Source organism: Actinoplanes sp. NPDC026619, assembly GCF_040638295.1.
Classification (GTDB): Bacteria; Actinomycetota; Actinomycetes; order Mycobacteriales; family Micromonosporaceae; genus Actinoplanes.
This window is the reverse complement of sequence record NZ_JBEZYA010000019.1, coordinates 184390-207514: the sequence shown is the minus strand read 5'-3', so window position 1 is coordinate 207514 and position 23125 is coordinate 184390. Positions and strand designations below refer to the sequence as shown.

Sequence of the window (23125 nt, the reverse complement as noted above, 5' to 3'; positions counted from 1 at the left end):
CACGATACAGCGGGCACGGTCTATGAATCTGCCCCGTTGCGGCGGCGGTAGGCACGGGTCTTGTTGCGGTTGCCGCACGCCTCCATCGAGCACCAGCGGCCGCCGCCGTTGCGCGAGGTGTCGTAGAAGGCCCAGCGGCAGTCCGCCGCGGAGCACAACTTCAGGCGGTTCCAGCCGCCGCCGGCCACATGCTGACCGATCCCGGCGCGCACGGCGCCGACCCCGCCGACGCGTTCGACGTGGTGGTGCCGGACATGCCGGGTTTCGGATACTCGGATCGCCCGAGCGCCGCACCGCTCGACTCGATGGCCGTCGCCGGACTCTGGGCCGAGCTGATGCGCGATCTCGGCTATCCGCGGTTCGGCGCCGCCGGTGGCGACATCGGCAGCTCGGTGAGCCGCTTCCTGGCCCTCGATCACCCCGACCAGGTGGTCGCGGTGCACCGCACCGATTCCGGCCCGCCGGTCGTCGCCGGCGACCCGGCCGGCCTCACCCCCGCCGAACAGACCTGGCGGGCGGGCTGGGCGGGCTGGCGCTTCAGCGAGGGCGCCTACGCGGCGATGCACCGCACGCGGCCGCAGACGGCGGCGTTCGGGCTGACCGACTCGCCGGTCGGGCTGGCCGCCTGGATCGTCGAGAAGATGCGGGCGTGGAGTGACTGCGACGGCGACATTGAGCGCAGCTTCACCAAGGACGAGATCCTCACCAACGTCATGATCTACTGGCTGACCGGGACGATCGGCTCCTCGATGCGGATGTACGGCGCGGAGGCCGCGATCCCGCCCGGCCAACTGACCCGGCGGGTCGAGACGTCGTCCGGCTACTCGCTGTTCCCGGGCGATTTCCTGCCGCCGCCGCGGGCCTGGCTCGAGCGCACGTCGAACGTCGCCCGCGTCACCGAGCACGGGCAGGGTGGCCATTTCGCGCCGTTCGAGGAGCCCGAGTTGTACGCGGCGGAATTGCGCGAGTTCTTCCGCCCATATCGCCTCGCGGCACCCCCGAAGTAGGCTCCCGACCGGGGGTGACACCAGCCGTGGACGTCCGACGCACCTGGCAGCCGCCCCGGCCGGCGGGCCGGGGCCGCGCCGACCACACCGCGATCGTGGGCTGCGACCTGATCGTGGACGGGGCCGCCGTGGAGAGCCCCGGCCCGGCCGCCGATCTGGCCGGGCTGCACGAGCGGGCCCGGGCGCAGGACGGCGCCTTCGTCTGGCTCGGCCTGCACGAGCCCACCGCGGCCGCGCTCGCCCGGGTCGCCGAGGTGTTCGGCCTGCACCCGCTGGCGATCGAGGACATCCTGCACCGCGAGCAACGGGTCAAGATCGAACGCTACGAGGACGTGGCGTTCCTGGTCGTCCGCGCCGCGCAGTACGTCGAGCACGAGCGGCTCACCTCGACCAGTGAGATCGTCAGCACCGGTTTCGTCCGCATCTTCGTCGGCCCCGACTTCGTCATCACCGTGCGCCAGGGCACCGTCATGGAGCTCGGCTCGCTGCGCGCCGACCTGAGTTCCGACCCGGAAGCGCTGGTCAACGGGCCGTGGGCGGTGGTGCACGCGATCCTGGACCGGCTCGTCGACGGCTACGTCGACATCGCCGCCGCGATGCAGACCGACCTCGACGGAATCGAGGCGGCCGTGTTCGCCGCCGAGGCGCCGGTCACGGTCGAGCAGATCTACCAGCTCAAACGCCAGCTGATGAAGTTCAAGGCGGCGGTGCTCCCGCTCCACCGCCCGCTGGCCGCGCTGGCCGGCAAGCAGTTCGCCGACCTGCCCAAGGAGATCCGCCGCTATTTCCGCGACGCCGCCGACCACCATGCGGCCGCGGTGGAGCAGGTCGTCGCGTTCGACGACGTGCTCAACACCCTGCTGCAGGCCCGCCTCACCCAGCTGACCGTGGAGCAGAACGACGACCTGCGCAAGATCGCCTCCTGGGCCGCCATCGCCGCGCTGCCGACCGCGATCGCCGGGATCTACGGCATGAACTTCACCCACATGCCCGAGCTGGAATGGCGCTACGGCTACCCCGCCATCATGTTGTTCATGCTGGTCAGCGCGGCCGTTCTCTACTGGACGCTGCGCCGCGCCGGCTGGCTATGAGGCATCGACGCCTCCGGTGAAGCGGAGGATGGCCTTCGCCAGCTCTTCGGGGGCCTCCATCGCGGCGTAGTGGCCCACGCCGTCGAGGGACACGGCGTCGATCTCGCCCGGCACGGCCTGGGACATGGTGCCGGACGTGAAGGGGCCGCCGCCGGCGCCGACCGCGAGCACCGGCGCCCGCAGGCCCCCGGTCTCGGCGAGGGCCCTGAGCTCGGCGCCCTCCCGCAGCATCGACCGGTACAGACCGATCGCACCGCGCCAGCCGTCAGGGCGCGCGTAGGTGCGGGCGAACTCCTCGATGTCGGTGCCGGCGATCGCGCCCGGGACCGCGGTCATCGCCGGGAAGGCGTACTGACCGAGGAATTCGCGTTCGCGGCCGGCGAGCAGCATCTCGGGGATGCCGGGCGCGGCGAGCACGCCGATGTGCCAGGCTCCGCCGTGGGTGACGTCGGCGAGCCCTTCCAGGCCGAACCCGGCCAGGCCCATCTCGATGGCGGTCAGGCTCAGCACGTCACCCGGGTGGGTCGCGGCCAGCCGGAAGACGGTTCCGCCGCTGATGTCCTGGCCGGTCAGGTGCACGGGGCCGGCATCGAGGTGCTCGATCAACCCGTGCAGGTCCTCGGCCGAGGTGGCGCTGTCGTACTCCCCCGCGGTGTGGTCCGAGTCGCCGAAACCACGCAGGTCGACCGCGAAGACGCGGTGATGGGTCGCGAGCAGCGGGATGAGCTTGTGGAAGGCCCACCAGCTCTCCGGGAACCCGTGGACCAGAAGAATCGGGGACCCGCTGACCCCCGCGGCGACATAGTGCAGAGCCGTGCCGTTGACCTCGGCGTGGTGATGGGTGACCCCGGCAATCGTGCGGCCCCGTGGCGTGACGGTCATTTTCTGCTCCTCAATTCGACAGCCTAGCTGTCGAATAATAGACAGCCCGGCTGTCGTTTGTCCAGGGTGCCGTAGCCTTCTCGCATGTCTCGGTCCGGCGCTGATCTCGCGCTACTGCTGCTGGGGGGTTTCCGCACACTCGTGGACGCCGCGACCGCCGAACTGGCCCGGCGTGGCCACGAGGATGTGCGCCCCGTCCACGACTTCGCCATCCGGGCCATCGCGGCGGGCGCGGACACTGCTTCGGAGCTGGGCCGCCGCCTGTCGATCACCAAGCAGTCGGCCGCGAAGACCATCAGCGTGCTGCAGGAACGCGGCTACGTGGCGCGCGACACCGACCCGCTCGACGCCCGGCGCAAACGCCTGCAGGTCACCCCGCGCGGCCACGACATGCTGCGCCACGGCGAGGCGGTCTTCGACGAGCTGCGCGAGCGATGGGCCGAGCGGATCGGCATCGCCGAGCTCGAAAGCTTCGAGACCCAGCTGGCGGCGATGGTGGGCGCGCAGCCGGTGCGCTTCGACACGCCCGGCTGGTTCACCCAGGACCTCGGCGAGCCGGCCTGAGAAGGTGACCAGCGATGTGACTCAGTGCGGCCCGGGCGGTGGCAACGGGTTCGTTGTGGGTGAAGCCGTGGTCGGTGCCCGGGAACCGGACGTGGGTGACCGCGACGCCGGCCGCCGCCAGCCGCTCGGCGAAGCGATCCGCCTCGGCCGCCACCGTGTCCAGCTCGCCGATCATGATCAGGGTGGGCGGGAAGCCGGCGAGGTCGTCGTCGAGGACCGGTGAGGCGAGCGTCTCGGAGCGGCGGGTGGCGGGTGGCGGGTGGCGGGCGGCGGGCGGCGGGCGGCGGGCGGCGGGCGGCGGGTCAGAGCTTGCCGTCGGTGCGTGCGCGGATCAGGCGGACCAGGCGGACTGTGGTGTTGCGGTCCTTCTTGCTCGTCGGGTCGGTGACGACCTGGACGTAACAGACCCGGTTGGCGATCACGAAGGTGCCGGTGTTGTCGCTGGTGAACCGGATGCCGTCCGGGCCGGCCTCGGCCGGGCCGCCGCCGGGCAACTGCTCGTAGTCCGGCAGCTTGCCGTTCGGGGCGGTGCCCGCGGTGCCGATGCTCACGGTCACCGAGTGGTAGTTGTCCTCGTTCTCCCACCCGCAGACGCTCTCGCCGACGCCGTCGGCCGGCTTGCCGCCACCGTTGGGGCCGATGATCGCCTCGACCTCGTCCTGCTTCAGCAGCGTGCACGAGTCGACGGCGGGCTTCTTGGCCTTCGCCTTCGCCGCCGCGGTCTTGCCGGTAGCCGCGGGGGCGCCGCCGGCCGTGTCAGTCGTGCCGGCCGAACAGGCGGCGGCGGTGCCGAGCAGGGAAAGGGCGGCGACGCCGGCCAGGATGCGGTGACGAGTTGATCTCACTTGGCGATCATCGCAGGCTGACTGCAGGATGCATCACCCGTTCGTGCCAGCCACCCGGACTGATCGTCGGCGGCCGGCGGAAGCGGGGCAGCGATCGGTCGACGCGGATGGCTACCATCGGCGGCGAACTACGGGGGATCATGAACGACCTAGATGACACGCGACATATCCGCCTGCCGCGAAAACCGGTGTTTGTGGACTGGCGGGGCGCGCGCCGGCGCGCGGTCGTCGCCGCCGGGATCGCCGCCGGGGTGGCGCTGAGCGGCTGGCTCACCCTGATCGTGGCCAGCTTCGTCACGGCGATCATCACCGGTCCGTCGCTGCCGGGCAGCGGCTGACCGGGTGCCCCGGCATCGCCACGGCGGGCGCATCCGCGCCCACTGGAGCATCTTCGTGCTGGCCGTCGCCGCCCTGTTCGCCACGCTGGTGCTGGACGACTTCGCCCGGAACACCGGTGGCGGCACGGTCCCGCCCGGCGAGACCGAGATCGTCGACCACGGGTCGGCCGTGTCCGGTCCGATCATCCACGTCGAGGGCGACCGGGTGGTGGCCGAGCGCCTGCCCCGCCGCACCGTGGCGCTGACCTTCGACGACGGCCCCGATCCGGTCTGGACCCCGAAGATCCTGGACGCGCTGCGCCGGCATCATGCCACCGCCACGTTCTTCGTCGTCGGAGCGCAGGTCAACAACTACCCCGATCTGGTACGCCGGATCGTCGCCGACGGACATCAACTCGGCCTGCACTCGTTCACCCACCGGGATCTCGCGACCATGTCCGAGGCGCGCCAGCGGGTCGAGTTCGAGCTGACCCGCAACGCGGTCGCGCACGCCACCGGCCTGGACGTCAAGCTGTTCCGGCCGCCGTTCCTGGCCTCGCCGGCCAAGGTGGACGCGGAAGCGCTCGCGCTGATCACCGACGCCGGCCGCAGCGGCTACACGACCGTCCTGGCCGACCGGGACACCGGCGACTGGCGGCGGCCCGGCGTGAAGGTGATCGCCGACGCCGCGATGCCTGGCGGCTCGGCGGGCGCCGTCGTCCTGATGCACGACGGCGGCGGGGACCGCTCGCAGACGGTCCAGGCGCTCGACCGGATCCTGCCCGCGCTGGCCGCGGAGGGCCGGCGGACGGTCGGCGTCTCCGCCGTGCCGCCAGCCTCGGCATCATCGTGGTCGCGGGTGCGGGGCGGCGCGTTCGCGGTCGCGCAGCGCGGCGCCGGCTGGACCCACGCCGGCCTGTTCGGGCTGATGATCTTCGCTACCGCGCTGGCCGGCACCAGGATGGCGATCCAGGCCTACTGCGCGTGGCGGCACGCCCGCCGGCGGCGGCGACATCCGCTTGCGGCGTACGAGACGCCGGTCTCGGTGATCGTCCCGGCGTACAACGAGGCGGCCAACATCGTCTCCACCGTCCGGTCTCTGCTGGCGAGCGAGCACGCCGAGCTGGAGATCATCGTGGTCGACGACGGCTCGACCGACGACACCGCCGACCTGGTCGAGGCACTAGCGCACCCGGACGTGCGGGTGCTGCGGCGGCGCAACGGCGGCAAGGCGGCGGCGCTGCGCACCGGGGTCGCGGCCGCCCGGCACGACGTGCTGGTGCTGATCGACGGCGACACGATCGTCGAGCCCGACACGATCGGGATGCTGGTCCGCCCGTTCGCCGACCCCGGGGTGGGCGCGGTCGCCGGCAACGCCAAGGTGGCCAACCGGCGCGGCGTGATCGGCCGCTGGCAGCACCTGGAGTACGTGGTCGCGTTCAACCTCGACCGGCGCGTGTTCGAGATGGGCCGCTGCATGACGACCGTGCCGGGGGCGCTCGGCGGGTTCCGGCGGGCCGCGCTGGAGGCGGCCGGCGGCGTCCGCAGCGACACCCTCGCCGAGGACACCGACCTCACGATGGCCGTCGTCCGGGCCGGCTGGCGGGTGGTCTACGAGGACATGGCGTGCGCCTGGACCGAGGCGCCGGCCACCTGGGGCCGGTTGTGGCGGCAGCGCTACCGGTGGTGCTACGGGACCATGCAGGCGATGTGGAAACACCGGTCGGCCCTGCTCGAGCGCGGTCCGGCCGGCCGCTTCGGGCGCCGCGGGCTCGGCTACGTGGCGGCGTTCCAGATCCTGCAGCCGCTGCTCGGCCCGATCGTCGACGTCTACCTGGTCTACTCGCTGCTGTTCCGGCCGCTCGGCCTGGCCACGGTGCTCTGGCTGGGCCTGCACGTCGCGCAGTTCGCCGTCGCGGCCTACGCGTTCCGCCTCGACAAGGAGCCCGCCGGGCCACTCTGGTCGTTGCCGTTGCAGCAGGTCGGCTACCGCCAGCTGATCTACCTGGTCACCATCCAGTCGGCGGTGACCGCGCTGCTCGGCGGCGGGCTGCGCTGGCACGCCTCGACCCGCACCGGACACGCCGCCGCGCTCGACCCGGCCGCGGCCGCCGGCGACTCGAAAGCGGCCGGCACCCAGCGCCTGGTGCGCCGCATCCGGCTCGGCCTCTACCGCGATCCCCGGTGGGCCCGCTGGACCGTACGCGCCGGATTGGCTCTGATCCTGATCAGCGGAGGCCTTTGGGCCGGCGGCACGCTGGTCGCCGATCGCTACGCCAACGCGGTGTCCCGCGACGACCTGCTCGGCGACGCCGCCGCCTACCACCGGTCGCCGGACACCTGGAGCCTCGACCGGGCGCTCAACATCCTGCTGATCGGCGTGGACTGGAGGGAGGGCCAGACCGGAATGATCCGCTCGGACACCGTGATGGTCCTGCACGTGCCGAGGTCGAAGGATCGCGCCTACCTGTTCTCGCTCCCCCGGGACACCATCGTCGACATCCCGCCGCTGGCCGCGACCGGTTTCCGCGGCGGCCGGGACCGGCTCAACAGCTCCTTCGCGTACGGGGCGGGAATCGAGCAGGACCGGGCGCGCGGCGGCCGGCTGCTCGCCGCGACCGTCACCGGCCTCACCGGCCTGCCCGGTCTCGACGCCGCCGTCCTGATCGACTTCTACGGCTTCTCCGACGTGGTCCAGACCCTCGGCGGCATGAACGTCTGCGTCGACGCCAAGGTCACCTCGATCCACACCAAGCGCGTCTTCGCGCCGGGCTGCCGCCGGATGAGCGGCGCCGAGGCCATCGACTACCTGCGCCAGCGCAAGACGGTGGCCGGCAGCGATTACGGCCGACAGCACCACCAGCAGCAGTTCATCACGTCGATCGCGGTCGAGGCGAAGCGGCAGAACCTGGCCACCAACCCGATCAAGCTGGACACCCTGCTCCGCGCGGCCGGCCACGCGATGACCGTGACGACCGGCCCGGTCGAGCCGCTCGACCTGGCCCTGGCACTGCGCGGCATCAACCCCGACCGCCTCACCATGCTGCAGACCCCCGGCCACGGCCGGCACGACGCCGCCGACAACTATCTCGGCGAGGTCCTCGACCCGGCCGCCTACGAGATGTTCCGGGCGGTACGCGAGGAGAAGCTCCCCGAGTTCGTCGCGGCCCACCCCGGCCTGGCCGGCAAATCACTCGGCTAGCGCCGCGCCGCAAGTTCCGGCCTCGCTCGAGAAGTTCGGGTGGGGCCGGATCCGTTGGGCGTGGCTGTGAGCGGGCAGGACAGCGCATACCTTTGCCAAGATCGAAGAGTTGACATGTTTCGATGTGACATCTAGTTTTCGAGAACATAACCAGCGTTACCGAAACTTCCGGGACGGGAGGTCGAGCATGACCTTGCTCAGAACGACCCGCCCGGAGGCCGGAGCGCCGGCCGCACCGCTCGTCGCGCGCCGGCGTACGTGGCGGGACGCGGCGCGGCGGGACTGGCAGCTCTACTCCCTCGCCGTACTGCCGCTGCTGTTCTTTGTGGTCTTTCGTTATCTGCCGATGCTCGGCAACGTGATCGCCTTCCGGCGGTACTCCCCCGGCGGTCAGCTCTTCGGCGAGTACTGGGTCGGGCTGCGCTACTTCAAGATGTTTCTCGAGGACCCGTCGTTCTGGCAGGTCTTCACGAACACTTTGATCATCGGCGGGCTGACGCTGCTGTTCTGTTTCCCGCTGCCGATCGTGCTCGCGCTGCTGCTCAACGAGGTGCGTACCCGCTGGCTCAAGGGCTTCGTGCAGACGATCTCCTACCTGCCGCACTTCCTGTCGATCGTGGTGGTGGCCGGCGTCGTCCTGCAGACCGTCTCGGTGGACGGGGTGGTCAACCAGGGGCTGCACGCGGTGGGGCACGACACGATCGCGTTCATCCAGGAACCCGGCTGGTTCCGCACCATCTACGTCTCGTCGGAGGTGTGGCAGACGGTCGGCTGGGGGACGATCCTCTATCTGGCCGCGCTCACCACGATCGACGACGACCTTTACCTGGCCGCCCGGGTGGACGGCGCGAACCGGTGGCGGCAGACCTGGCACGTGACGCTGCCCGGCATCCGGCCGACGATGATGACGCTGCTGGTGCTCAACATCGGCACGTTCCTGGCGGTCGGTTTCGAGAAGATCCTGCTGCTGGCCAACCCGCTGACCTACCCGACCGCGGACGTCATCTCGACCTACCTCTACCGGGTCGGCATCGTCTCCGGAAGCTTCAGCTACGCCGCCGCGATCGGCCTGTTCGAATCGGTGATCGGGCTGGCCATGGTGCTCGGTGCGAACCGGCTCTCCCGCCGCCTGGTCGGAGCGAGCCTGTGGTGACGGTGAAGCAGACCCGCGGCTACCGCGGCTTCCAGGCGGTCAACGCGGTCGCTCTCACCGTCGTCGTGGTGGTGACCCTCTACCCGTTCGTCAACATCATCGCCCGCTCGTTCAGCGGCGAGCGGGAGATCCGGTCGGGTCAGGTCAACCTGATCCCCAAAGGCTTCAACGTCGAGACGTACCGGCACGTCATGTCCGACTCGATGTTCTGGACGAACTATCGCAACACCGTGGTCTACACGGTCGTCGCGACGGCCATCTCGATCGTCCTGACGACCTGTTACGCGTACGTCCTGTCGAAAAGGCAGTTGAAAGGTCGTGGCCTGCTCGTCGGCATCGCGGTCTTCACGATGTTCTTCAACGGCGGCCTGATCCCCAACTACGTGCTGGTCAGCTCGCTCGGGCTGCGCAACACGCTGTGGGCGATCGTGCTGCCGAATGCGATCAACGTCTTCAACCTGCTGGTGATGAAGGCGTTCTTCGAGAGCCTGCCGGTGGAGCTGGAGGAGGCGGCCGCGGTCGACGGGACGTCGCAGTACGGCACGCTGTGGCGGATCGTGCTGCCGCTGTCCAAAGCGATCCTGGCCACGATGCTGCTGTTCTACGCGGTGTCGTTCTGGAACTCGTGGTTCTCCGGCTTCCTCTACATGGACCAGCAGAACCTCTTCCCGGTCACCGTCTACTTACGCAACCTCATCGCCGGCGCCACCGCCGGCGCCGACCAGACCGCGTCCAGCGAATCCGCGTTGCAGATCGCGGCCAGCATCCAGGCCGTCACCATCGTGCTCACCATGCTTCCGATCATGCTCGTCTATCCGTTCATCCAGCGCTATTTCGTCTCCGGCGTGATGCTCGGCGCCGTCAAGGGGTAGCGCCGTCCTCATTGGAGTCTCCCCATGGTTCAGATATCCCGACGGCAGCTTCTGGCCGCGGCCGGCGCCGCGGCGGCCGTCTCGCTCGCCGGTTGCGACAGCGGCGACGGCTCCGACTCGACCGACGTGAACGACAAGAAGGCCGGCTCGATGGACGGCTTCAAGGTCGGCGACCAGTTCAAGGCGACCGAGCCGCTCAAGTTCTCGGTCATGATGCTCAGCAACCAGAACTATCCGTTCAAGGCGGACTGGCCGATGCTGACCGAGCTCACCAAGCGCACCAACATCTCGTTCGAGCCGACCACCGTTCCGGGCAGCGACTACAACCAGAAGGTCAGCGTGGTGGTGAGCGCGGGCAACGCGCCGCAGATCATCCCGAAGACCTACCACCCGGCCGAGGAGGCGTTCATCGCCGGCGGCGCCATCCTGCCGGTGAGCGATTACGTCCACCTCATGCCGCACTTCACCGAGAAGGTGCAGCGCTGGAACCTGCAGGGCAACCTCGACGCGATCAGCCAGCAGGACGGAAAGTACTACCTGCTGCCCGGTCTGCACGAGGCGGTGTGGCAGGACTACTCGCTGGGCATGCGCGCCGACATCCTGGAGAAGCACAGCCTCGCGGTGCCGACCACCTGGGACGAGGTGACCACCACCCTGCGCGCACTGAAGCAGGCCTACCCGGACCGCTATCCGTTCTCCGACCGGTGGAGCACGCAAACCCCGGGCCCGGGCGCCAACAACCTGCTCGGTCTCCTCGCCGCGTCCTACGGCACGTACGCCGGCTGGACCTACCAGAACGCCTACTGGGACGGCACCGCCGGGAAGTTCGTCCTCACCGGCGCGATGGAGCAGTACCGCCAGGTCGTGCAATATCTCGCCACCCTGGTCAGCGAGAAGCTGATGGACCCGGAGAGCTTCACCCAGACCGACGACGCGGCCCGGCAGAAGTTCGCCTCCAGCAAGTCGTTCGTGATCAGCGTCAACGCGCAGACCCTGGTCAACGAGGCTCGCAAGGACATCGACAAGGTGCCGGGCGGCAAGGTCGTGAAGATCCCGCTGCCGACCGGCCCGATGGGCGCCACCCTCTCCGGCGACTCGCGCCTGGAAAACGGCATCATGCTTGGCAAGAAGGCCCTCGAGAGCAAGAACTTCGTCGCGATGCTCCAGTTCATCGACTGGCTGTGGTACTCGGACGACGGCCTGATGTTCAGCAAGTGGGGCATCCAGGGCGACACCTACACCGGCAGCGTGGACGACGGCTCGTTCAAGCTCAACCCGCAGATCAAGTGGGCCGGCCTCAACCCGCAGGCGCCCAAGAACCTGCAGGTCGACTACGGATACTTCAACGGCGTCTTCGCGTACGGCGGAAGCACCAAGATCCTGAACTCGCAGTTCTCCGACGAGGAGAAGGCGTTCCAGGCCGAGATGAACAAGCGCAAGACCCGTGACGTGGGCCCGCCGCACCCGTTCAGCCCGGACGAGCGCGAGCAGGCCGGTCTCTGGGAGGCCGCCATCGCCGACCACGTCAACCAGTCGACGCTGGCGTTCATCCTGGGCAAGCGGCCGCTGAGCGAGTGGGACAAGTACGTCTCCGAGCTGAGCGCCAAGGGCGGCGACAAGTACATCGATCTGGCCAACAAGGCGTACGGCCGATTCAAGGAAAAGAAGTGACATGAGCGCCATCGACACCGGGCGGCGGTTCGGCACCGGACCGCTCGCCCGGGTCGCCTCCGCGGTCCACACGTTCCTCGTGGTCGGGGTTCTGCTGCTGCTCACCGGGGCGCCCGGCCTGGTCGTGCTGGTGCTGCTCGACCGGAGCGCCGGCAACATCCCCCTCGCCGCCGCCTGCGCGATCCCGGCCGGGCCGGCGCTGTCCGCCGCGCTCTACGCGCTGCGATGGCGCAGCAACGACCTGACCGACCTCGAACCGGCCCGCGCGTTCCTCCGCGGCTACCGGATGAACGTGGCCGGCGTGCTGAAACTGTGGGTGCCGTGGCTGGCCTGGGAGGCCGTCCTCGGCATCAACCTGGCGTACGGCCGCTGGACGGTCGCGGTCACGGTCCTCGCCCTGCTCGCCGCGCTCTGGCAGGCGAACGCCCTGGTGATCGCCTCGCTGTTCGCCTTCCGGGCGCGGGACACCGGGCGCCTGGCGGCCTACTTCCTGGTGCGGACGCCCGGCGTGACGCTGGGCGGCGCCGGCCTGGCGGTGCTCGCCGCCGGCCTCGTGCTGCTCTGGTCCGAGGCGGTGCTGGCGCTGGCCGCTGTGGGCTTCGCCGCGGCGCTGCTGCGCACCTCCCGGCCGATGCGCGCCGAGATCGAGAAGAGGTTCGTCCGATGAAACTTCGCTACGGCGGGGACTACAACCCGGAACAGTGGCCGGAGAAGGTCTGGGACGACGACTACCGGCTGTTCGACCTGGCCGGGATCGACACGCTGACGGTCGGCGTCTTCACCTGGGCGCTCACCCAGCCCGCCGCGGACACCTACGACTTCAGCGTGCTCGACCGGATCGTCGAGCGGGCCGCCGCCGAGGGCCGGGCGATCTGCCTGGCCACCGGCACCGGCGCGCACCCGGCCTGGCTGGCCCGCGCGCACCCCGAGGTGACCCGGGTCGACTTCGAGGGGCGCCGGCACCGCTTCGGCCAGCGGCACAACTCGTGCCCCAGCTCCCCGGTCTTCCGCCGGCTGTCGGCCGAGGTGGCCCGGCGGATCGCCGAGCGCTACGCCGGCCACCCGGCGATCGTCGCCTGGCACGTCGGCAACGAGTACGGCGGGGCGTGCTACTGCGAGCACTGCGCGGCCGGTTTCCGGGACTGGCTGCGGGACCGGTACGGCACGCTGGAGCGGCTCAACGAGGCCTGGTACACCACGTTCTGGTCGCACACGTTCACCGCGTGGGCGGAGATCGAGCCGCCGTCGGCGCTCACCGAGCACTGGCGCGGGCCGGACCACACCGCGTTCCAGGGCATCACCCTCGACTACCTGCGGTTCATGTCGGACGCGATGCTCGCCAACTTCCGCGGCGAGAAGGCCGCTATCCGCTCGTATGACCCCGGCACGCCGGTCACCACGAACTTCATGGGGGCCTACCGGCCGATCGACTACCACCGTTGGGCCGCCGATCTCGACCTCGTCTCCTGGGACTGTTATCCCCCCGACGACGACCACCCGGAGTGGATGGCCTTCACCCACGACCTGATGCGCGGCATCAAGGGCGGGCAGCCGTTCTGGCTGATGGAGCAGACCCCGAGCATGACCGCGTGCCGCGACGTCAACCCGCTGAAGCGGCCCGGCGTCATGCGGCTGTGGAGCTGGCAGGCGGTCGCGCACGGGGCCGACGCGGTGCTGTTCTTCCAGATGCGGGCCGGGCGTGGGGCCAGCGAGAAGTACCACGGCGCGGTCATCGGGCACGCCGGCCGCGACGACACCCGGGTGTTCCGCGAGGTGGCCGCGCTCGGCGCCGAGCTTTCCCTGGCCGGCGACGCGGTGCTCGGCGGCCGGACGCCGGCCCGGGTGGCGATCCTGTTCGACTGGGACAGCTGGTGGGCGCTCGAACTCTCGGACGGGCCGTCCCGGCTGGTGCGCTATCAGGAGGTGGTGCGCGACTACCACCACGCGGTGTGGGCGGCCGGAGCCGGCGTCGACGTGGTTCCAGTGACAGCCGACCTTTCCCGGTACGACGTTGTGCTCGCCCCGGTCCTGCACATGATCAAGGGTGACCTCGCCGACCGGCTCGAGCAGGTGGCCCGGCGCGGCGGCACGGTGCTGACGACGTTCCTGTCCGGCCGGGTCGACGAGGACGACAACGCGTTTCTCGCCGACGTCCCCGGCCCTCTCGGCGACCTGATGGGCGTTCGTGTCGACGAGTGGGACGCCCGGCCCGCCGACGTGGTCAACCCGGTGGACTTCGGCGACCTGCAGGCTGCGGGCCGGCTGGTGTTCGAGATCGTCATTCCGCGCGGGGCCGAGCCGGTCGCGACCTACCGGAACGACTTCTACGCCGGGACGCCCGCGGTCACCCGAAATGCCTTCGGCGCCGGCGAGGGCTGGTACGTGGCGACCGCGCTCGACCGGGCCGGTGTCGGCCGGGTGGTCGGCGCGGTGCTGGACCGGCACGGGCTGCGCGGGCCCTACGCCGGGGTGCCCGGCCTGGAGGCGGTCGTCCGCGGGCGGGTCACGTTCCTGCTGAACCACGGGGCCGAGCCGGTCTCGGTGACCGCGCACGCCGACGCACAGGACCTGCTCAACGGCGTACGGATAAATCGGGGTGAAGCTCTTCGCCTGGAGCCTCGTGACGTCATGATCCTTCAGTAGATCTGCCGTCCTTTCGCGTCCGGCACCCCGGACTTGCGGAAGAAGTACGCGTTGATCTGGTCCCGCCACTCCCGCGCCGACCGCACCTGTTCGGCGAGCAGCTCCCGGACCCGCTCGAACTTGGCCGCCGGCACCGTGCCGGCCATCTCGGCCCAGCGTTCGCGCATCCCGGCGGCCTCGTCCGCGCCGGCGAAGTGCGTGTCGTAGATGTGCTGGATCACCGTGACTCCGCTGCGCAGCACGTGCTCGTACGGCAGGTGGTGGAAGAACAGCGCGAGCTCGTCCGGGCATTCGTCCGGCGACTCGTAGACCTGTGCCCAAGGCTTGGGGTAAAGGCCGGCGCAGCCGGTGCCGGACGCCACCGTCCGGTCCACGCCCACGCCGTCCCGGTCGGCGTGGTGGTAGGTGCCCCACGGGGTGTACTCGTAGCCGTCCACGTCCGGGCCGTAGTGGTGGCCGGGCCGCACCATGAAACCCACGCCGAGCGGGGCGGTGTAGCGCTCGTACGTGCGCCAGGAGTCGTCCATGATCGCGTGCAGCGCGTCGAAGAGCCGCCGGGGCGCCCGGGGGAAGGTGAGCCCGGCCCACTCGTCGAGCACCGCCGCCGGGTCCAGCTCCGGATCCCAGGCCAGCCGGCCGAATGCGTACAGGTTGGCCTGGGCCAGCGGGTGACCGGTCCAGAACGGATCGTCGCCGACGTTCGCGACGGCCACGAACTCGGCGGCGACCTCGGCCAGCGCCGGTCCGTGCGTCCCGGTCAGCAGCGCGCTCCACATCGGAGCCAGGTAGCACACGTGCCGCTGCTGGCCGGTGTACTCCTGGGTGACCTGGAACTCCACCCCGACCTGCGTCTCCGGCATGGCGACGATCAGCGGGGACGCCGGCTCCCGCGCCTGGAAGTCCATCGGCCCGTGCTTGACCTGCAGGACCACGTTGTCCCGGAAGGCGCCGTCGTGCGGGGTGAAGTGGTCGAAAGCGGCGCGGGCCCGGTCGACACCCCGGTCCCGCCAGTCCTGCCGGTGGTTGTAGACGAAGGCCCGCCAGTGGACCACCCCGCCGTGCGCCGCCAGGACGTCGGCGAGCAGGTTCGCCCCGTCGGCGTGCGAGCGGCCGTAGGTGAACGGGCCGGGCCGGCCCTCGGAGTCGGCCTTGACCAGGTAGCCACCGAAGTCGGGAATGGTGGCGTACACCTGCGCGGTGGTCTTCTCCCACCAGCGCCGCACCCACACGTCCAGCGGATCGGCGGTGTCCAGGCCGTGCAGCACCGGCGCCGCGAACGACACCGAGAGGTGCGTGCGGATGCCGTAGCGGCGGAACACCCCGGCCAGCTCGGCCACCTCGCCGAGCCGGTCGGTGAGCAGATGCGCCTCGGTCGCGTGCACATTGACGTTGTTGAGGGCGACCGCGTTGATCCCACAAGAGGCGAGCAATCGGGCGTACGCGGTGACCCGCGCCAGGTCACGCCGGGGCCGGCCGGCTCGCCAGAACAGCGAGCCGCCCGCGTACCCCCGCTCGACCTGGCCCATCACCGGGTGCACGTCCACGTTGTCCCAGTGGTCGAGCATCCGCCGGGGCACCGCCGGCCGGAACGTGCCGTGGACCGGCGCGTCATCGGATCGCAGCAGGTGGAACATCCCGTGCAGCAGGCCGTGCGGCCGGGCGGCCCGCAGCACGGTGCGGGTGTCGTCGCCGGTCAGTGCGTACCCCTCGGGGCCGAGGGACTCGTCGCCGCCGAGGCTCATCTCGAGGTCGCACGGCTCGCCGCCGGTCCCCCGGACGACTTCGCCGCCGAACCGCCCGCAGGCCTGGCGCAGCTCGCCGGCCACGGTGTCGACCAGCAGCCCGCTTCCGGTCACCCGGATGCGGCGGCTGCCGATCGCCCGCCAGGCCTGGGGCGGCAGCCAGGCCGCGTCGACCTCGGTCATCCCGGCGTGCATGACGTGATGCGCGGCCGGGCGCCGCTGTTGCCGTTGGTCATGGTGGTGAAGCCGAAGGTGTTGCCGCTCCCGTTCGGCTTGACGGTCATCGTGTAACCGCCGCCGCTCCAGCTGAACGTGCCGCTCCAGGTGGTGGAGACCTTCTGCGGCGAGGTGATCGCGACGACCACGGTCCAGTTGTCGCTTCCCGTGACGGTGACCGAGGTGTTGTACCGATCGCTCCACACCGTGCCCGGAGTGATCGTCGCCGAGCAGCTGCCACCGGCCGGCGGGGTCGTCGTCGGAGCCGAGGTCGGCCCGTCGGTCGGACCCGAGGTCGGGCCGACGGTCGGCGTGGTCGGCGGCGTGGTCGGCGAGGTGCCGGAGTTCAGGGCGTTCAGCACCGAGGTGTAGGCGGCCTTCTTCGCGCCGCTGCTGGTGAACAGCAGCGGGCTCTCGCCCGAGCGCCACGAGTCGGAGTCGCGGATGCCCCACACCGTGATGTCCGTGCAGCGGGCCACGGCGAGGCAGTCGTTGACCACGCTGGTGTACGCCCCGGTCGGCGCGTTGGTGATGTCGAGCTCGGTGATGTGCACGTCGACGCCGAGCGCGGCGAAGCTGGACAGCGTGGTGCGGTAATTGCTCGGGTAGCTCGATCCGCCGGTGAGGTGGGTCTGGAAGCCGACGCAGTCGATCGGCACGCCGCGGGCCTTGAAGTCCTTGACCATGCTGTAGACGCCCTGCGTCTTGGCGGCGGTCCAGTTGTCGGTGTTGTAGTCGTTGTAGCAGAGCTTGGCGTTCGGGTCAGCGGCGCGAGCCGTCTTGAAGGCGACCTCGATCCAGTCGTTGCCGGTGCTCTGCAGGTTGGACGAGCGGCGGCCGCCACCGCTGTCGGCGTACGCCTCGTTCACCACGTCCCACCAGGTGATCTTGCCCTTGAAGTGGGTCATGACCTGGGTGATGTGGTTGATCATGGCGGAGCGCAGGGTGCTGCCGGACATGCTCTGCATCCAGCCGGGCTGCTGCGAGTGCCAGGCCAGGGTGTGGCCGCGCACCTTCTGCCCGGCGGCCACGGCGTGCGCGACGATCCGGTCCGCGTTCGGGTAGGTGAACACGTTCTGCTGCGGCTCGGTGGCGTCGATCTTCATTTCGTTCTCGGGCGTCACCGCGTTGAACTCACGGTCGAGGATGGTGGTGTAGGCGGAGTCGCTGAGTTTGCTCGCCGCCACGGCCGTACCGAAGACGCGGCCGTCGCGGGCCGCCGCGGATGCGCCGAGGGTGGTGGCGGCGCTGGCGCTGCCGGGCAGGGCGACGGCGCCGGCCGCGACCAGCAGTCCGACGGCCGAGAGGAGGAGCGCGCCGCGCTTCGGCTTCAGCCGCGCGGCCAGGCCGGGGGAATCGTGATTCATCGGGGAACCTCCAGGGGATGGCTGGTCCGGGCGGCGGTGGACGCCGCCCGGACCGTGCCGCTTATGCCGTGGTGCAGGAAGTGATCTGGGGGCGGGCGCTCGAGTTGCCGTTGGTCATGGTCGTGAACCCGAAGGTGTTGCCGCTGCCGTTCGGCTTGACGGTCATCGTGTAACCGCCGCCGCTCCAGCTGAAGGTTCCGCTCCAGGTGGTGGAGACCTTCTGCGGCGAGGTGATCTGGACGACGACCGTCCAGTTACTCGATCCGGACACCGTCACCGAGGTGTTGTACCGGTCGCTCCAGACGGTGCCGGGCGTGATCGTCGCCGTGCAGCTGCCACCCGGCGGCGGAGTGGTCGGCTCACTGGTCGGCGGCTGGGACGTCGGCTCACTGGTCGGACCGGACGTGGGTCCGTCGGTCGGACCGGACGTGCCGCCGGTGGTCAGCGTGGGGGTCGTCCACGTCCGCCAGTCGGCGAGGTTGCCCAGCGCCTTGCTCGAGATCCGGATCGCGCCCGCGTCGTTGCCGGTCTTCACCAGGAACTTCTTGATGTTCTGGGTCAGCGGGGTGGTCCACTCCGGCCGGTTGGCGCAGTGCGTCCCGTTCGCGATGTCGGACCAGTAGGTGATGTTGCTGCCCGCGCCGAGAGCCTTGTAGACCTCCGCGCCACCCAGCGCCGCCACACTGCCGGACTTCGGGCCGAGGTTGGCGATGTGCGGGTTGTCCATGACGAACAGGCCGCGTGGCGCCACCATCGCCACCATCTCGTGGGTGTCCACCGGCAGCTTGGTCGGAGCGCCGGTGAACGAGCTGAACGCGTCACCGAACCACGGCTGCTCGCCGTAGGCGCTGCTCAGGCTCTGTGCGCCCTCGCCCGGGATGCCGCGGAAGATCGGCACACCGGCGGTGCCCGACTCGATCGGCATGGTCAGCGCGATCCGCTGGTCGAACACGCCGGCCACGAACGCGCCCTTGCCGAACCGGGAGCATCCGGTCACGCCGACCGCGTCGGCCTTGAGGATGTTGCCGCCCGACTTGGCGATCACGTCGATGATCCGGCTCACGCCCCAGCCCCAGGCCTGCAGCAGCCCGGTCGTGCTGGTCGAGCCGTAGAGCGTGTAGAACGCGCCCTGCTTGTTCGCCCGGCCGGTGCCTTCCTTGCCGGTCGAGTACGGGTCGTAGTTGATGATCGCGGCCCCGGCGGCCTTGATCGTGGCGGTGTCGGCGATCCCGCCGTAGGTCACCACCGCCGGGAACGGACCGGTGCCGCTCGGCAACGACACCGACGCCGAGAAGCTGGCGCTCTTGCCGTTGTCGGTCACGTTCACCGTGATGTTGGTCGAGGTGACGGTGCCGGTGACGGTCGACGGCGGGGCGGGCTTCGTCCCGTACACGTACTTCTCCGCCTGTTTCTTGATCTCCTCGCGCCGGCACCGCCAATCCGCGGTGCTCGAGATGCGGGTGCCGTCGATCTTGGTGAAGGGATCGGGAAGCTTGGCGATGGTGGGCAACGCGCTGGCGTCGGGCAGAGCCGGCACCGTGCAATCGGCGCCCTCGTCCTCGACGAACGGGGCGGCCGCGAGGGCGGGGGCGGTCTGCGCGGTGGCCGTGCCGGCCAGGGCGGCGACGGTGCCGGTGAATGCGAGCGCCGACACCACCAGCGCGACGACCGCGGGACGGGCCCTGGAACGGCCCGGGCTGATAGTCACCAGGGCCCTCCTTCCACTCGGGGATGGATGCGGCCGTGATCGGGGAATCACGACCAGAGGCATTTGTCAGCGGCGAATCCGAGAAACGGTTTCCGAAACTTTCGGCACCTCTCGGAGACTTCCGGAGTGATGAAGCGCACGTTACGACGCCGTGTCGTACCGGTCAATAGAAGTGATGGTCCTGAATTTCTTGAAACTGATTTAATACTGATTAATTGTCAGTTCATAAAATTCCGAGCACGCCGAAAGTCGGTCCGGACGAGCCAGCCGGAACCGGGGAGGCACGAGGCCGGGATGGCTCCGTCCGTGGAGCTACCAGGGGCATTGACGTGGAGCTATCTGGCACTACTGTTGCTCCATGGCATCCCAGTCGGGTCGGCGACGGGTGGCACGCGGCGAGATCGAGCGGCTGCCCAGTGGATCGTTACGCGTCCGGGTGTATGCGGGCATCGACCCCACCACCAGGAAGAGGCGCTACCTCCTGGAGACCGTTCCGGCCGGGGACAACGCCGAACGGGACGCCGAGGCGGCCCGCGTCCGTCTCCTTCGCGAGGTCGACAGGCAGCGCAAACAGCAGCTTCCGCCGACGCCGGCCGAGGCGAGTCCGGCGGCTGTGCGGCAGCGCGGGCGGCGGCGCGGTGAGCTCACCGTCGCGGCGGTCGCCCGCCTCGCCGGGGTTTCGGCGCCGACGGTGTCGAAGGTGCTCAACGGCCGGCCCGGCGTGGCCCTGGACACCCAGCGGCGGGTGGAAGCGGCCCTGCGGGAACACGGCTACCGCCGCCCTGGGAACCTGGTCCAGGCCGCCCACCTCGAGGTGGTCTTCTACGGCATGCAGAGCAGCATGGCGATCAACGTCCTGCACGGCGTGGAGCTGGTCGCCGGCGCACACTCGCTGGCCGTAAGTTTCACTGACGCCCTGCACCAGGCCTCGCTGGGCCGGGCCTGGGCACGCGAGCTGCTCGCCCGCCGCCCGATCGCGGTGATCGCCGTCCACCTCGGCTTCACCCCGGAACAGCACGCCCTGCTGGCCACCAGCGGGATCCCGCTGGTGGCGCTCGACCCCAACGGCGAGCCGGAACACCCGATCCCGTCGGTGGGAGCGACCAACTGGAGCGGCGGGATCGCCGCCACCCGGCACCTGCTCGGGCTCGGCCACCGCCGCATCGCCGTCCTCAGCGGACCGGCCGACCGGCTGTGCGCCCGGGCCCGGCTGGAAGGCGCCCGGGCCGCGATGTCCGCCGCCGGGATTCCGCTGGACGAAGGGCTGGTCCGCGTCGGCCAGTGGTTCGCGTTCGAGGACGGGCTGAGCTACGGCCGCGAGCTGCTCCGCCTGCCCGACCGGCCCACCGCCGTGTTCTGCGGCAACGACCTGCAGGCGCTCGGGGTCTACGAGGCGGTCCGGCAGGCCGGCCGGCGCATCCCGGAGGACCTGAGCGTGGTCGGCTTCGACGACATCACCTACAGCCGGTGGTGCGGACCGCCGATGACCACCGTCCGGCAGCCCCTGGTCGAGATGGGCGCGGCCGCCGCCGAACTCGCGCTCGACCTGGCCGCGGGGCGGACGCCCGCGCAGACCCGGGTGGAGCTGGCGACCACCCTCGTCGTCCGCGACAGCACCGCCGCACCGCTCCGGTAACCGCCGCTTGCCAGAGCGAACGGTTTCCATTGATACTTCTAACTGTTTCGGAGCCGTGACGTGCCGGGCGCGGGGAAGCCTCGGCCGTGGGCTCCCGCGGGCTTCTTCGCATTGCGTCGCCTGATCTTGCGAGCAATTTCCGCCCGGCTATCCGGCAGCGCAGAACTCGTACCGATCACTTTCCCGCCGGGCAATAGGCGGAAAGAAGTACACCAATGGTCAAACCGATAAGACTCACCGCCGCTCTCTTTGTCGCGGCGCTCGCCGCAATAACAATCATGTCGGGTCCGGCCGATGCCGAGTCGAACGGCGGGGTGCGGGTGCCCACGGCCGACGTCCTCGTGGCGACGATCATCCCGCTCGCCGGAGCGGACACCCAGGTCCGTGACCGTCGCGATCACCTCGCCGCAGAAGGTCTCCACCACCTGGAGCGGAACATTCAGCTGGAGCGGCGGCGGTTACACCATGACCGTCAAGCCCAACGGCAGCGGCAACACCTTCGGCTTCACCACCATGACCAACGGCAACAGCGGCGCCCGGCCGCGCATCACCTCCTGCGTCCTGATGTAGGCCGGGCCCGCACGGGCGGTGCTAATTCAGCCGAAGTGCGGCGGTCATCCGGGAGCGGAACTCGTCCCGCGTGAGAATTGACGTGTTCCGCTCCTCGACCGGGAAGATCGAGATATCGGCGTCGTCGTCCTTCAGCTGTGGCAGCCACTCGGCCAGGAACACGTCGACCGGGATCCGGATGGCGTGTTCGCCGTCGACCTCGCCCTCGTTCTCCAGCCGGGCCACCGTCGCGTAGGGCCAGATCGGCAGCAGGGTCGTCCGGCGGGCGTCCTCGGTGAAGAGGATCTCGTCCTCGTCGCCCCAGACCCACAGGGCGCCCTGGTCGGCGATCGCCTCGAAGGTCGCGGCCACCCGGGCCTCCGCGGCCTGCCCGCGAAGGCGCTCCGCCTCCCGGCGCGAGACGTCATCCGATGCCACGGGACCTCCATTGTCCGATTCGCCAGTTCCGCGCCGATGGTATCCGGCACTGTGCAGCTCCGGAGCACCGGCGCAACAAACACCGCATAGCATCGACCGGTCGGTATTCATCGAGGGCAGGAACGAGCCGTGCGCGAGGACTTCCACGATGAGCTCGCCCGGGTCAACAGCTCCCTGGTCGCCATGGCCAAGGCCGTGCGCGAAGCCATGCGGCAGGCCAGCGTCGCTCTGCTGACCGGCGATTACCCCCTGGCCCAGCGGGTGGCCGCCCAGGACGCCCAGGTCGATGTGCTCTACCGCCTCGTCGACGAGCGAGTGCTGCAGCTCATCGCGCGGCAGCAACCCGTCGCCGATGACCTGCGCTCGGTGCTGACCGCGTTGCAGGCGGCCGCCGACCTCGAACGCATGGGCGACCTGGCCGTGCACATCGCCCGGGCCGCGCTGCGCAGGCACCCGTCGATCGCGGTGAGCCCGGAGCTGGTCGATCTGTTTCAGGCGATGAGCACGGTGGCCGACCAGCTGGCCGCGAAGATCGTCGTGGCGCTGTCCGACCGCGACGAGGTCCTGGCCGCCCAGCTCGACGCGGACGACGACGCGATGGACCAGCTGCACCGGCGGTTGTTCCAGGTCATGCTCGACCCGGAATGGCCGCTGGGGGTCGAGGCCGCGGTCGACGGGGCGCTGCTGGGCCGCTACTACGAGCGGTACGCCGATCACGCCGTCAACGTCGGCCGGCACATCCTGTTCCTGGTCATCGGCAAAGCCGACAGCTAGCGGGCGAACTGCTCGAGGTTCGCCGACACCCGCTCGACGCCGCGGCGCCGGGCGTCGGCCGGCGTCTCGGTCAGGCCGGCACAGCCGGCCAGGGTGAACATCGCCGGTACGCCGGCGAGGGTGGCCGCGTCGTCGAGGTCGCCCACGCGCGCCTCCGCGCCCGGCGGCAGGCGCTTGCCGCTGCGCGAGACGGCGCGGGCCTCGTCGCCACCGGCCAGCGCGGCCTCGACGATTGCCCGGCCCACATTGCCGGTCGCTCCCAGCACCAGAATTCGCATTCGTCAACGTGTATCACTATTTTTCGGACGATCCATCGTGTACGGGTCTTGACTCGATTGTTGAGAGCGTTAACATCCACATCTGCCGCGGCTGAAACACCGGTGAAACAGACCGGACATTTAGCACAAGGGTCACTCCCCCTGACCCGATCTGCCGGGCCGGCTCAACC

Annotated in this window: 22 protein-coding genes and 1 pseudogene; 13 read left to right on the top strand and 10 right to left on the bottom strand. The window is 70.2% G+C overall.

Annotated elements, in window-relative coordinates; genetic code table 11:
* Nucleotides 1-20: 20 nt before the first annotated feature.
* Complete coding sequence (locus tag AB0E90_RS34775; RefSeq protein WP_360415497.1) at nucleotides 21-188, bottom strand: CGNR zinc finger domain-containing protein; 168 nt, start codon at nucleotides 186-188, stop codon at nucleotides 21-23.
* Between AB0E90_RS34775 and AB0E90_RS34770 the strand changes: the two genes are divergently transcribed.
* Entirely contained in the window at nucleotides 189-1007 is an 819-nt protein-coding gene (locus AB0E90_RS34770; protein ID WP_360415449.1) for an alpha/beta hydrolase, read from the top strand.
* A gap of 26 nt (nucleotides 1008-1033) precedes the next feature.
* Nucleotides 1034-2098: a magnesium and cobalt transport protein CorA gene (locus tag AB0E90_RS34765; protein WP_360415447.1), complete on the top strand. Its 1065-nt coding sequence runs from the start codon at nucleotides 1034-1036 to the stop codon at nucleotides 2096-2098.
* On the opposite strand, the gene AB0E90_RS34760 is transcribed toward AB0E90_RS34765, so the two are convergent.
* Nucleotides 2093-2980: an alpha/beta hydrolase gene (locus tag AB0E90_RS34760; RefSeq protein WP_360415445.1), complete on the bottom strand. Its 888-nt coding sequence runs from the start codon at nucleotides 2978-2980 to the stop codon at nucleotides 2093-2095. The two genes, AB0E90_RS34765 and AB0E90_RS34760, sit on opposite strands and share 6 nt — an antisense overlap.
* Nucleotides 2981-3064: 84 nt before the next feature.
* On the opposite strand from AB0E90_RS34760, the gene AB0E90_RS34755 reads away from it, so the two are divergent.
* Nucleotides 3065-3544 (top strand): MarR family winged helix-turn-helix transcriptional regulator, encoded by a 480-nt coding sequence (locus AB0E90_RS34755; RefSeq protein WP_360415443.1) that lies wholly within the window; start codon nucleotides 3065-3067, stop codon nucleotides 3542-3544.
* Here AB0E90_RS34755 and AB0E90_RS34750 read toward each other — a convergent pair.
* Both AB0E90_RS34750 and AB0E90_RS34745 read right to left on the bottom strand, forming a co-directional pair.
* A pseudogene (locus AB0E90_RS34750) lies at nucleotides 3516-3734 on the bottom strand (alpha/beta hydrolase fold domain-containing protein); the annotation flags it as partial. The gene AB0E90_RS34755 and the pseudogene AB0E90_RS34750 overlap by 29 nt on opposite strands.
* Nucleotides 3735-3846: 112 nt before the next feature.
* Nucleotides 3847-4389 carry a DUF3558 family protein gene (locus tag AB0E90_RS34745; protein ID WP_360415441.1) on the bottom strand — a complete coding sequence of 181 codons (543 nt, stop codon included), beginning with the start codon at nucleotides 4387-4389 and terminating at the stop codon, nucleotides 3847-3849.
* 107 nt (nucleotides 4390-4496) lie between these two features.
* Between AB0E90_RS34745 and AB0E90_RS34740 the strand changes: the two genes are divergently transcribed.
* The 7 genes from AB0E90_RS34740 (at nucleotide 4497) to AB0E90_RS34710 (ending at nucleotide 14247) form a co-directional block, all read left to right on the top strand.
* Complete coding sequence (locus AB0E90_RS34740) at nucleotides 4497-4727, top strand: hypothetical protein (RefSeq protein ID WP_360415439.1); 231 nt, start codon at nucleotides 4497-4499, stop codon at nucleotides 4725-4727.
* 4 nt (nucleotides 4728-4731) lie between these two features.
* Nucleotides 4732-7908 carry a glycosyltransferase gene (locus AB0E90_RS34735; RefSeq protein WP_360415437.1) on the top strand — a complete coding sequence of 1059 codons (3177 nt, stop codon included), beginning with the start codon at nucleotides 4732-4734 and terminating at the stop codon, nucleotides 7906-7908.
* Between the two features lie 187 nt (nucleotides 7909-8095).
* The gene (locus AB0E90_RS34730; RefSeq protein ID WP_360415435.1) at nucleotides 8096-9061 is read left to right on the top strand and encodes an ABC transporter permease subunit; all 966 of its coding nucleotides are present in this window, start codon (nucleotides 8096-8098) and stop codon (nucleotides 9059-9061) included.
* Nucleotides 9058-9933, top strand: coding sequence for a carbohydrate ABC transporter permease (locus tag AB0E90_RS34725; protein ID WP_360415433.1), 876 nt, complete (start codon nucleotides 9058-9060; stop codon nucleotides 9931-9933). Before AB0E90_RS34730 ends, AB0E90_RS34725 begins: the two co-directional genes overlap by 4 nt.
* A 24-nt stretch (nucleotides 9934-9957) precedes the next feature.
* Nucleotides 9958-11604, top strand: coding sequence for an extracellular solute-binding protein (locus AB0E90_RS34720; protein ID WP_360415431.1), 1647 nt, complete (start codon nucleotides 9958-9960; stop codon nucleotides 11602-11604).
* Between the two features lies 1 nt (nucleotide 11605).
* Nucleotides 11606-12271 carry a hypothetical protein gene (locus AB0E90_RS34715; protein WP_360415429.1) on the top strand — a complete coding sequence of 222 codons (666 nt, stop codon included), beginning with the start codon at nucleotides 11606-11608 and terminating at the stop codon, nucleotides 12269-12271.
* On the top strand, nucleotides 12268-14247 hold the full coding sequence (locus AB0E90_RS34710; protein WP_360415427.1) for a beta-galactosidase: 1980 nt from the start codon (nucleotides 12268-12270) through the stop codon (nucleotides 14245-14247). The genes AB0E90_RS34715 and AB0E90_RS34710 overlap by 4 nt, the downstream gene beginning before the upstream one ends.
* Here the strand turns inward: AB0E90_RS34710 and AB0E90_RS34705 are convergent.
* The 3 genes from AB0E90_RS34705 to AB0E90_RS34695 form a co-directional block, all read right to left on the bottom strand.
* On the bottom strand, nucleotides 14241-16172 hold the full coding sequence (locus tag AB0E90_RS34705; protein ID WP_360415425.1) for an alpha-glucuronidase: 1932 nt from the start codon (nucleotides 16170-16172) through the stop codon (nucleotides 14241-14243). The two genes, AB0E90_RS34710 and AB0E90_RS34705, sit on opposite strands and share 7 nt — an antisense overlap.
* On the bottom strand, nucleotides 16169-17572 hold the full coding sequence (locus AB0E90_RS34700; RefSeq protein WP_360415423.1) for an endo-1,4-beta-xylanase: 1404 nt from the start codon (nucleotides 17570-17572) through the stop codon (nucleotides 16169-16171). The genes AB0E90_RS34705 and AB0E90_RS34700 overlap by 4 nt, the downstream gene beginning before the upstream one ends.
* A gap of 61 nt (nucleotides 17573-17633) precedes the next feature.
* Complete coding sequence (locus tag AB0E90_RS34695) at nucleotides 17634-19280, bottom strand: cellulose-binding protein (protein ID WP_360415421.1); 1647 nt, start codon at nucleotides 19278-19280, stop codon at nucleotides 17634-17636.
* Nucleotides 19281-19638: 358 nt separating this feature from the next.
* On the opposite strand from AB0E90_RS34695, the gene AB0E90_RS34690 reads away from it, so the two are divergent.
* Nucleotides 19639-20916 (top strand): substrate-binding domain-containing protein, encoded by a 1278-nt coding sequence (locus AB0E90_RS34690; protein ID WP_360415419.1) that lies wholly within the window; start codon nucleotides 19639-19641, stop codon nucleotides 20914-20916.
* Between the two features lie 175 nt (nucleotides 20917-21091).
* Here the strand turns inward: AB0E90_RS34690 and AB0E90_RS34685 are convergent, their stop codons facing one another.
* A complete protein-coding gene (locus AB0E90_RS34685; protein ID WP_360415417.1) occupies nucleotides 21092-21244 on the bottom strand; it encodes a hypothetical protein in 153 nt (50 codons plus the stop codon).
* Nucleotides 21245-21300: 56 nt separating this feature from the next.
* Here AB0E90_RS34685 and AB0E90_RS34680 point away from each other — a divergent pair, with 56 nt between their 5' ends.
* On the top strand, nucleotides 21301-21486 hold the full coding sequence (locus AB0E90_RS34680; protein ID WP_360415415.1) for a hypothetical protein: 186 nt from the start codon (nucleotides 21301-21303) through the stop codon (nucleotides 21484-21486).
* 21 nt (nucleotides 21487-21507) lie between these two features.
* On the opposite strand, the gene AB0E90_RS34675 is transcribed toward AB0E90_RS34680, so the two are convergent.
* Nucleotides 21508-21903 carry a DUF2750 domain-containing protein gene (locus AB0E90_RS34675; protein WP_360415413.1) on the bottom strand — a complete coding sequence of 132 codons (396 nt, stop codon included), beginning with the start codon at nucleotides 21901-21903 and terminating at the stop codon, nucleotides 21508-21510.
* A gap of 129 nt (nucleotides 21904-22032) precedes the next feature.
* Between AB0E90_RS34675 and phoU the strand changes: the two genes are divergently transcribed.
* On the top strand, nucleotides 22033-22677 hold the full coding sequence (gene phoU, locus AB0E90_RS34670; RefSeq protein ID WP_360415411.1) for a phosphate signaling complex protein PhoU: 645 nt from the start codon (nucleotides 22033-22035) through the stop codon (nucleotides 22675-22677).
* Here phoU and AB0E90_RS34665 read toward each other — a convergent pair.
* The gene (locus AB0E90_RS34665) at nucleotides 22674-22955 is read right to left on the bottom strand and encodes an NAD(P)H-binding protein (protein ID WP_360415409.1); all 282 of its coding nucleotides are present in this window, start codon (nucleotides 22953-22955) and stop codon (nucleotides 22674-22676) included. The two genes, phoU and AB0E90_RS34665, sit on opposite strands and share 4 nt — an antisense overlap.
* Between the last annotated feature and the right edge of the window lie 170 nt (nucleotides 22956-23125).

Bases quoted from the DNA above. Each gene is read 5' to 3' on its own strand.
- AB0E90_RS34690 (WP_360415419.1), top strand. From the start codon at position 19,639: ATGGCATCCCAGTCGGGTCGGCGACGGGTGGCACGCGGCGAGATCGAG.
- AB0E90_RS34770 (WP_360415449.1), top strand. From the start codon at position 189: ATGCTGACCGATCCCGGCGCGCACGGCGCCGACCCCGCCGACGCGTTC.
- AB0E90_RS34755 (WP_360415443.1), top strand. From the start codon at position 3,065: ATGTCTCGGTCCGGCGCTGATCTCGCGCTACTGCTGCTGGGGGGTTTC.
- AB0E90_RS34710 (WP_360415427.1), top strand. From the start codon at position 12,268: ATGAAACTTCGCTACGGCGGGGACTACAACCCGGAACAGTGGCCGGAG.
- AB0E90_RS34730 (WP_360415435.1), top strand. From the start codon at position 8,096: ATGACCTTGCTCAGAACGACCCGCCCGGAGGCCGGAGCGCCGGCCGCA.
- AB0E90_RS34720 (WP_360415431.1), top strand. From the start codon at position 9,958: ATGGTTCAGATATCCCGACGGCAGCTTCTGGCCGCGGCCGGCGCCGCG.
- AB0E90_RS34715 (WP_360415429.1), top strand. From the start codon at position 11,606: ATGAGCGCCATCGACACCGGGCGGCGGTTCGGCACCGGACCGCTCGCC.
- AB0E90_RS34700 (WP_360415423.1), bottom strand. From the start codon at position 17,572: ATGAATCACGATTCCCCCGGCCTGGCCGCGCGGCTGAAGCCGAAGCGC.
- AB0E90_RS34760 (WP_360415445.1), bottom strand. From the start codon at position 2,980: ATGACCGTCACGCCACGGGGCCGCACGATTGCCGGGGTCACCCATCAC.
- AB0E90_RS34740 (WP_360415439.1), top strand. From the start codon at position 4,497: ATGGCTACCATCGGCGGCGAACTACGGGGGATCATGAACGACCTAGAT.
- AB0E90_RS34665 (WP_360415409.1), bottom strand. From the start codon at position 22,955: ATGCGAATTCTGGTGCTGGGAGCGACCGGCAATGTGGGCCGGGCAATC.
- AB0E90_RS34705 (WP_360415425.1), bottom strand. From the start codon at position 16,172: ATGACCGAGGTCGACGCGGCCTGGCTGCCGCCCCAGGCCTGGCGGGCG.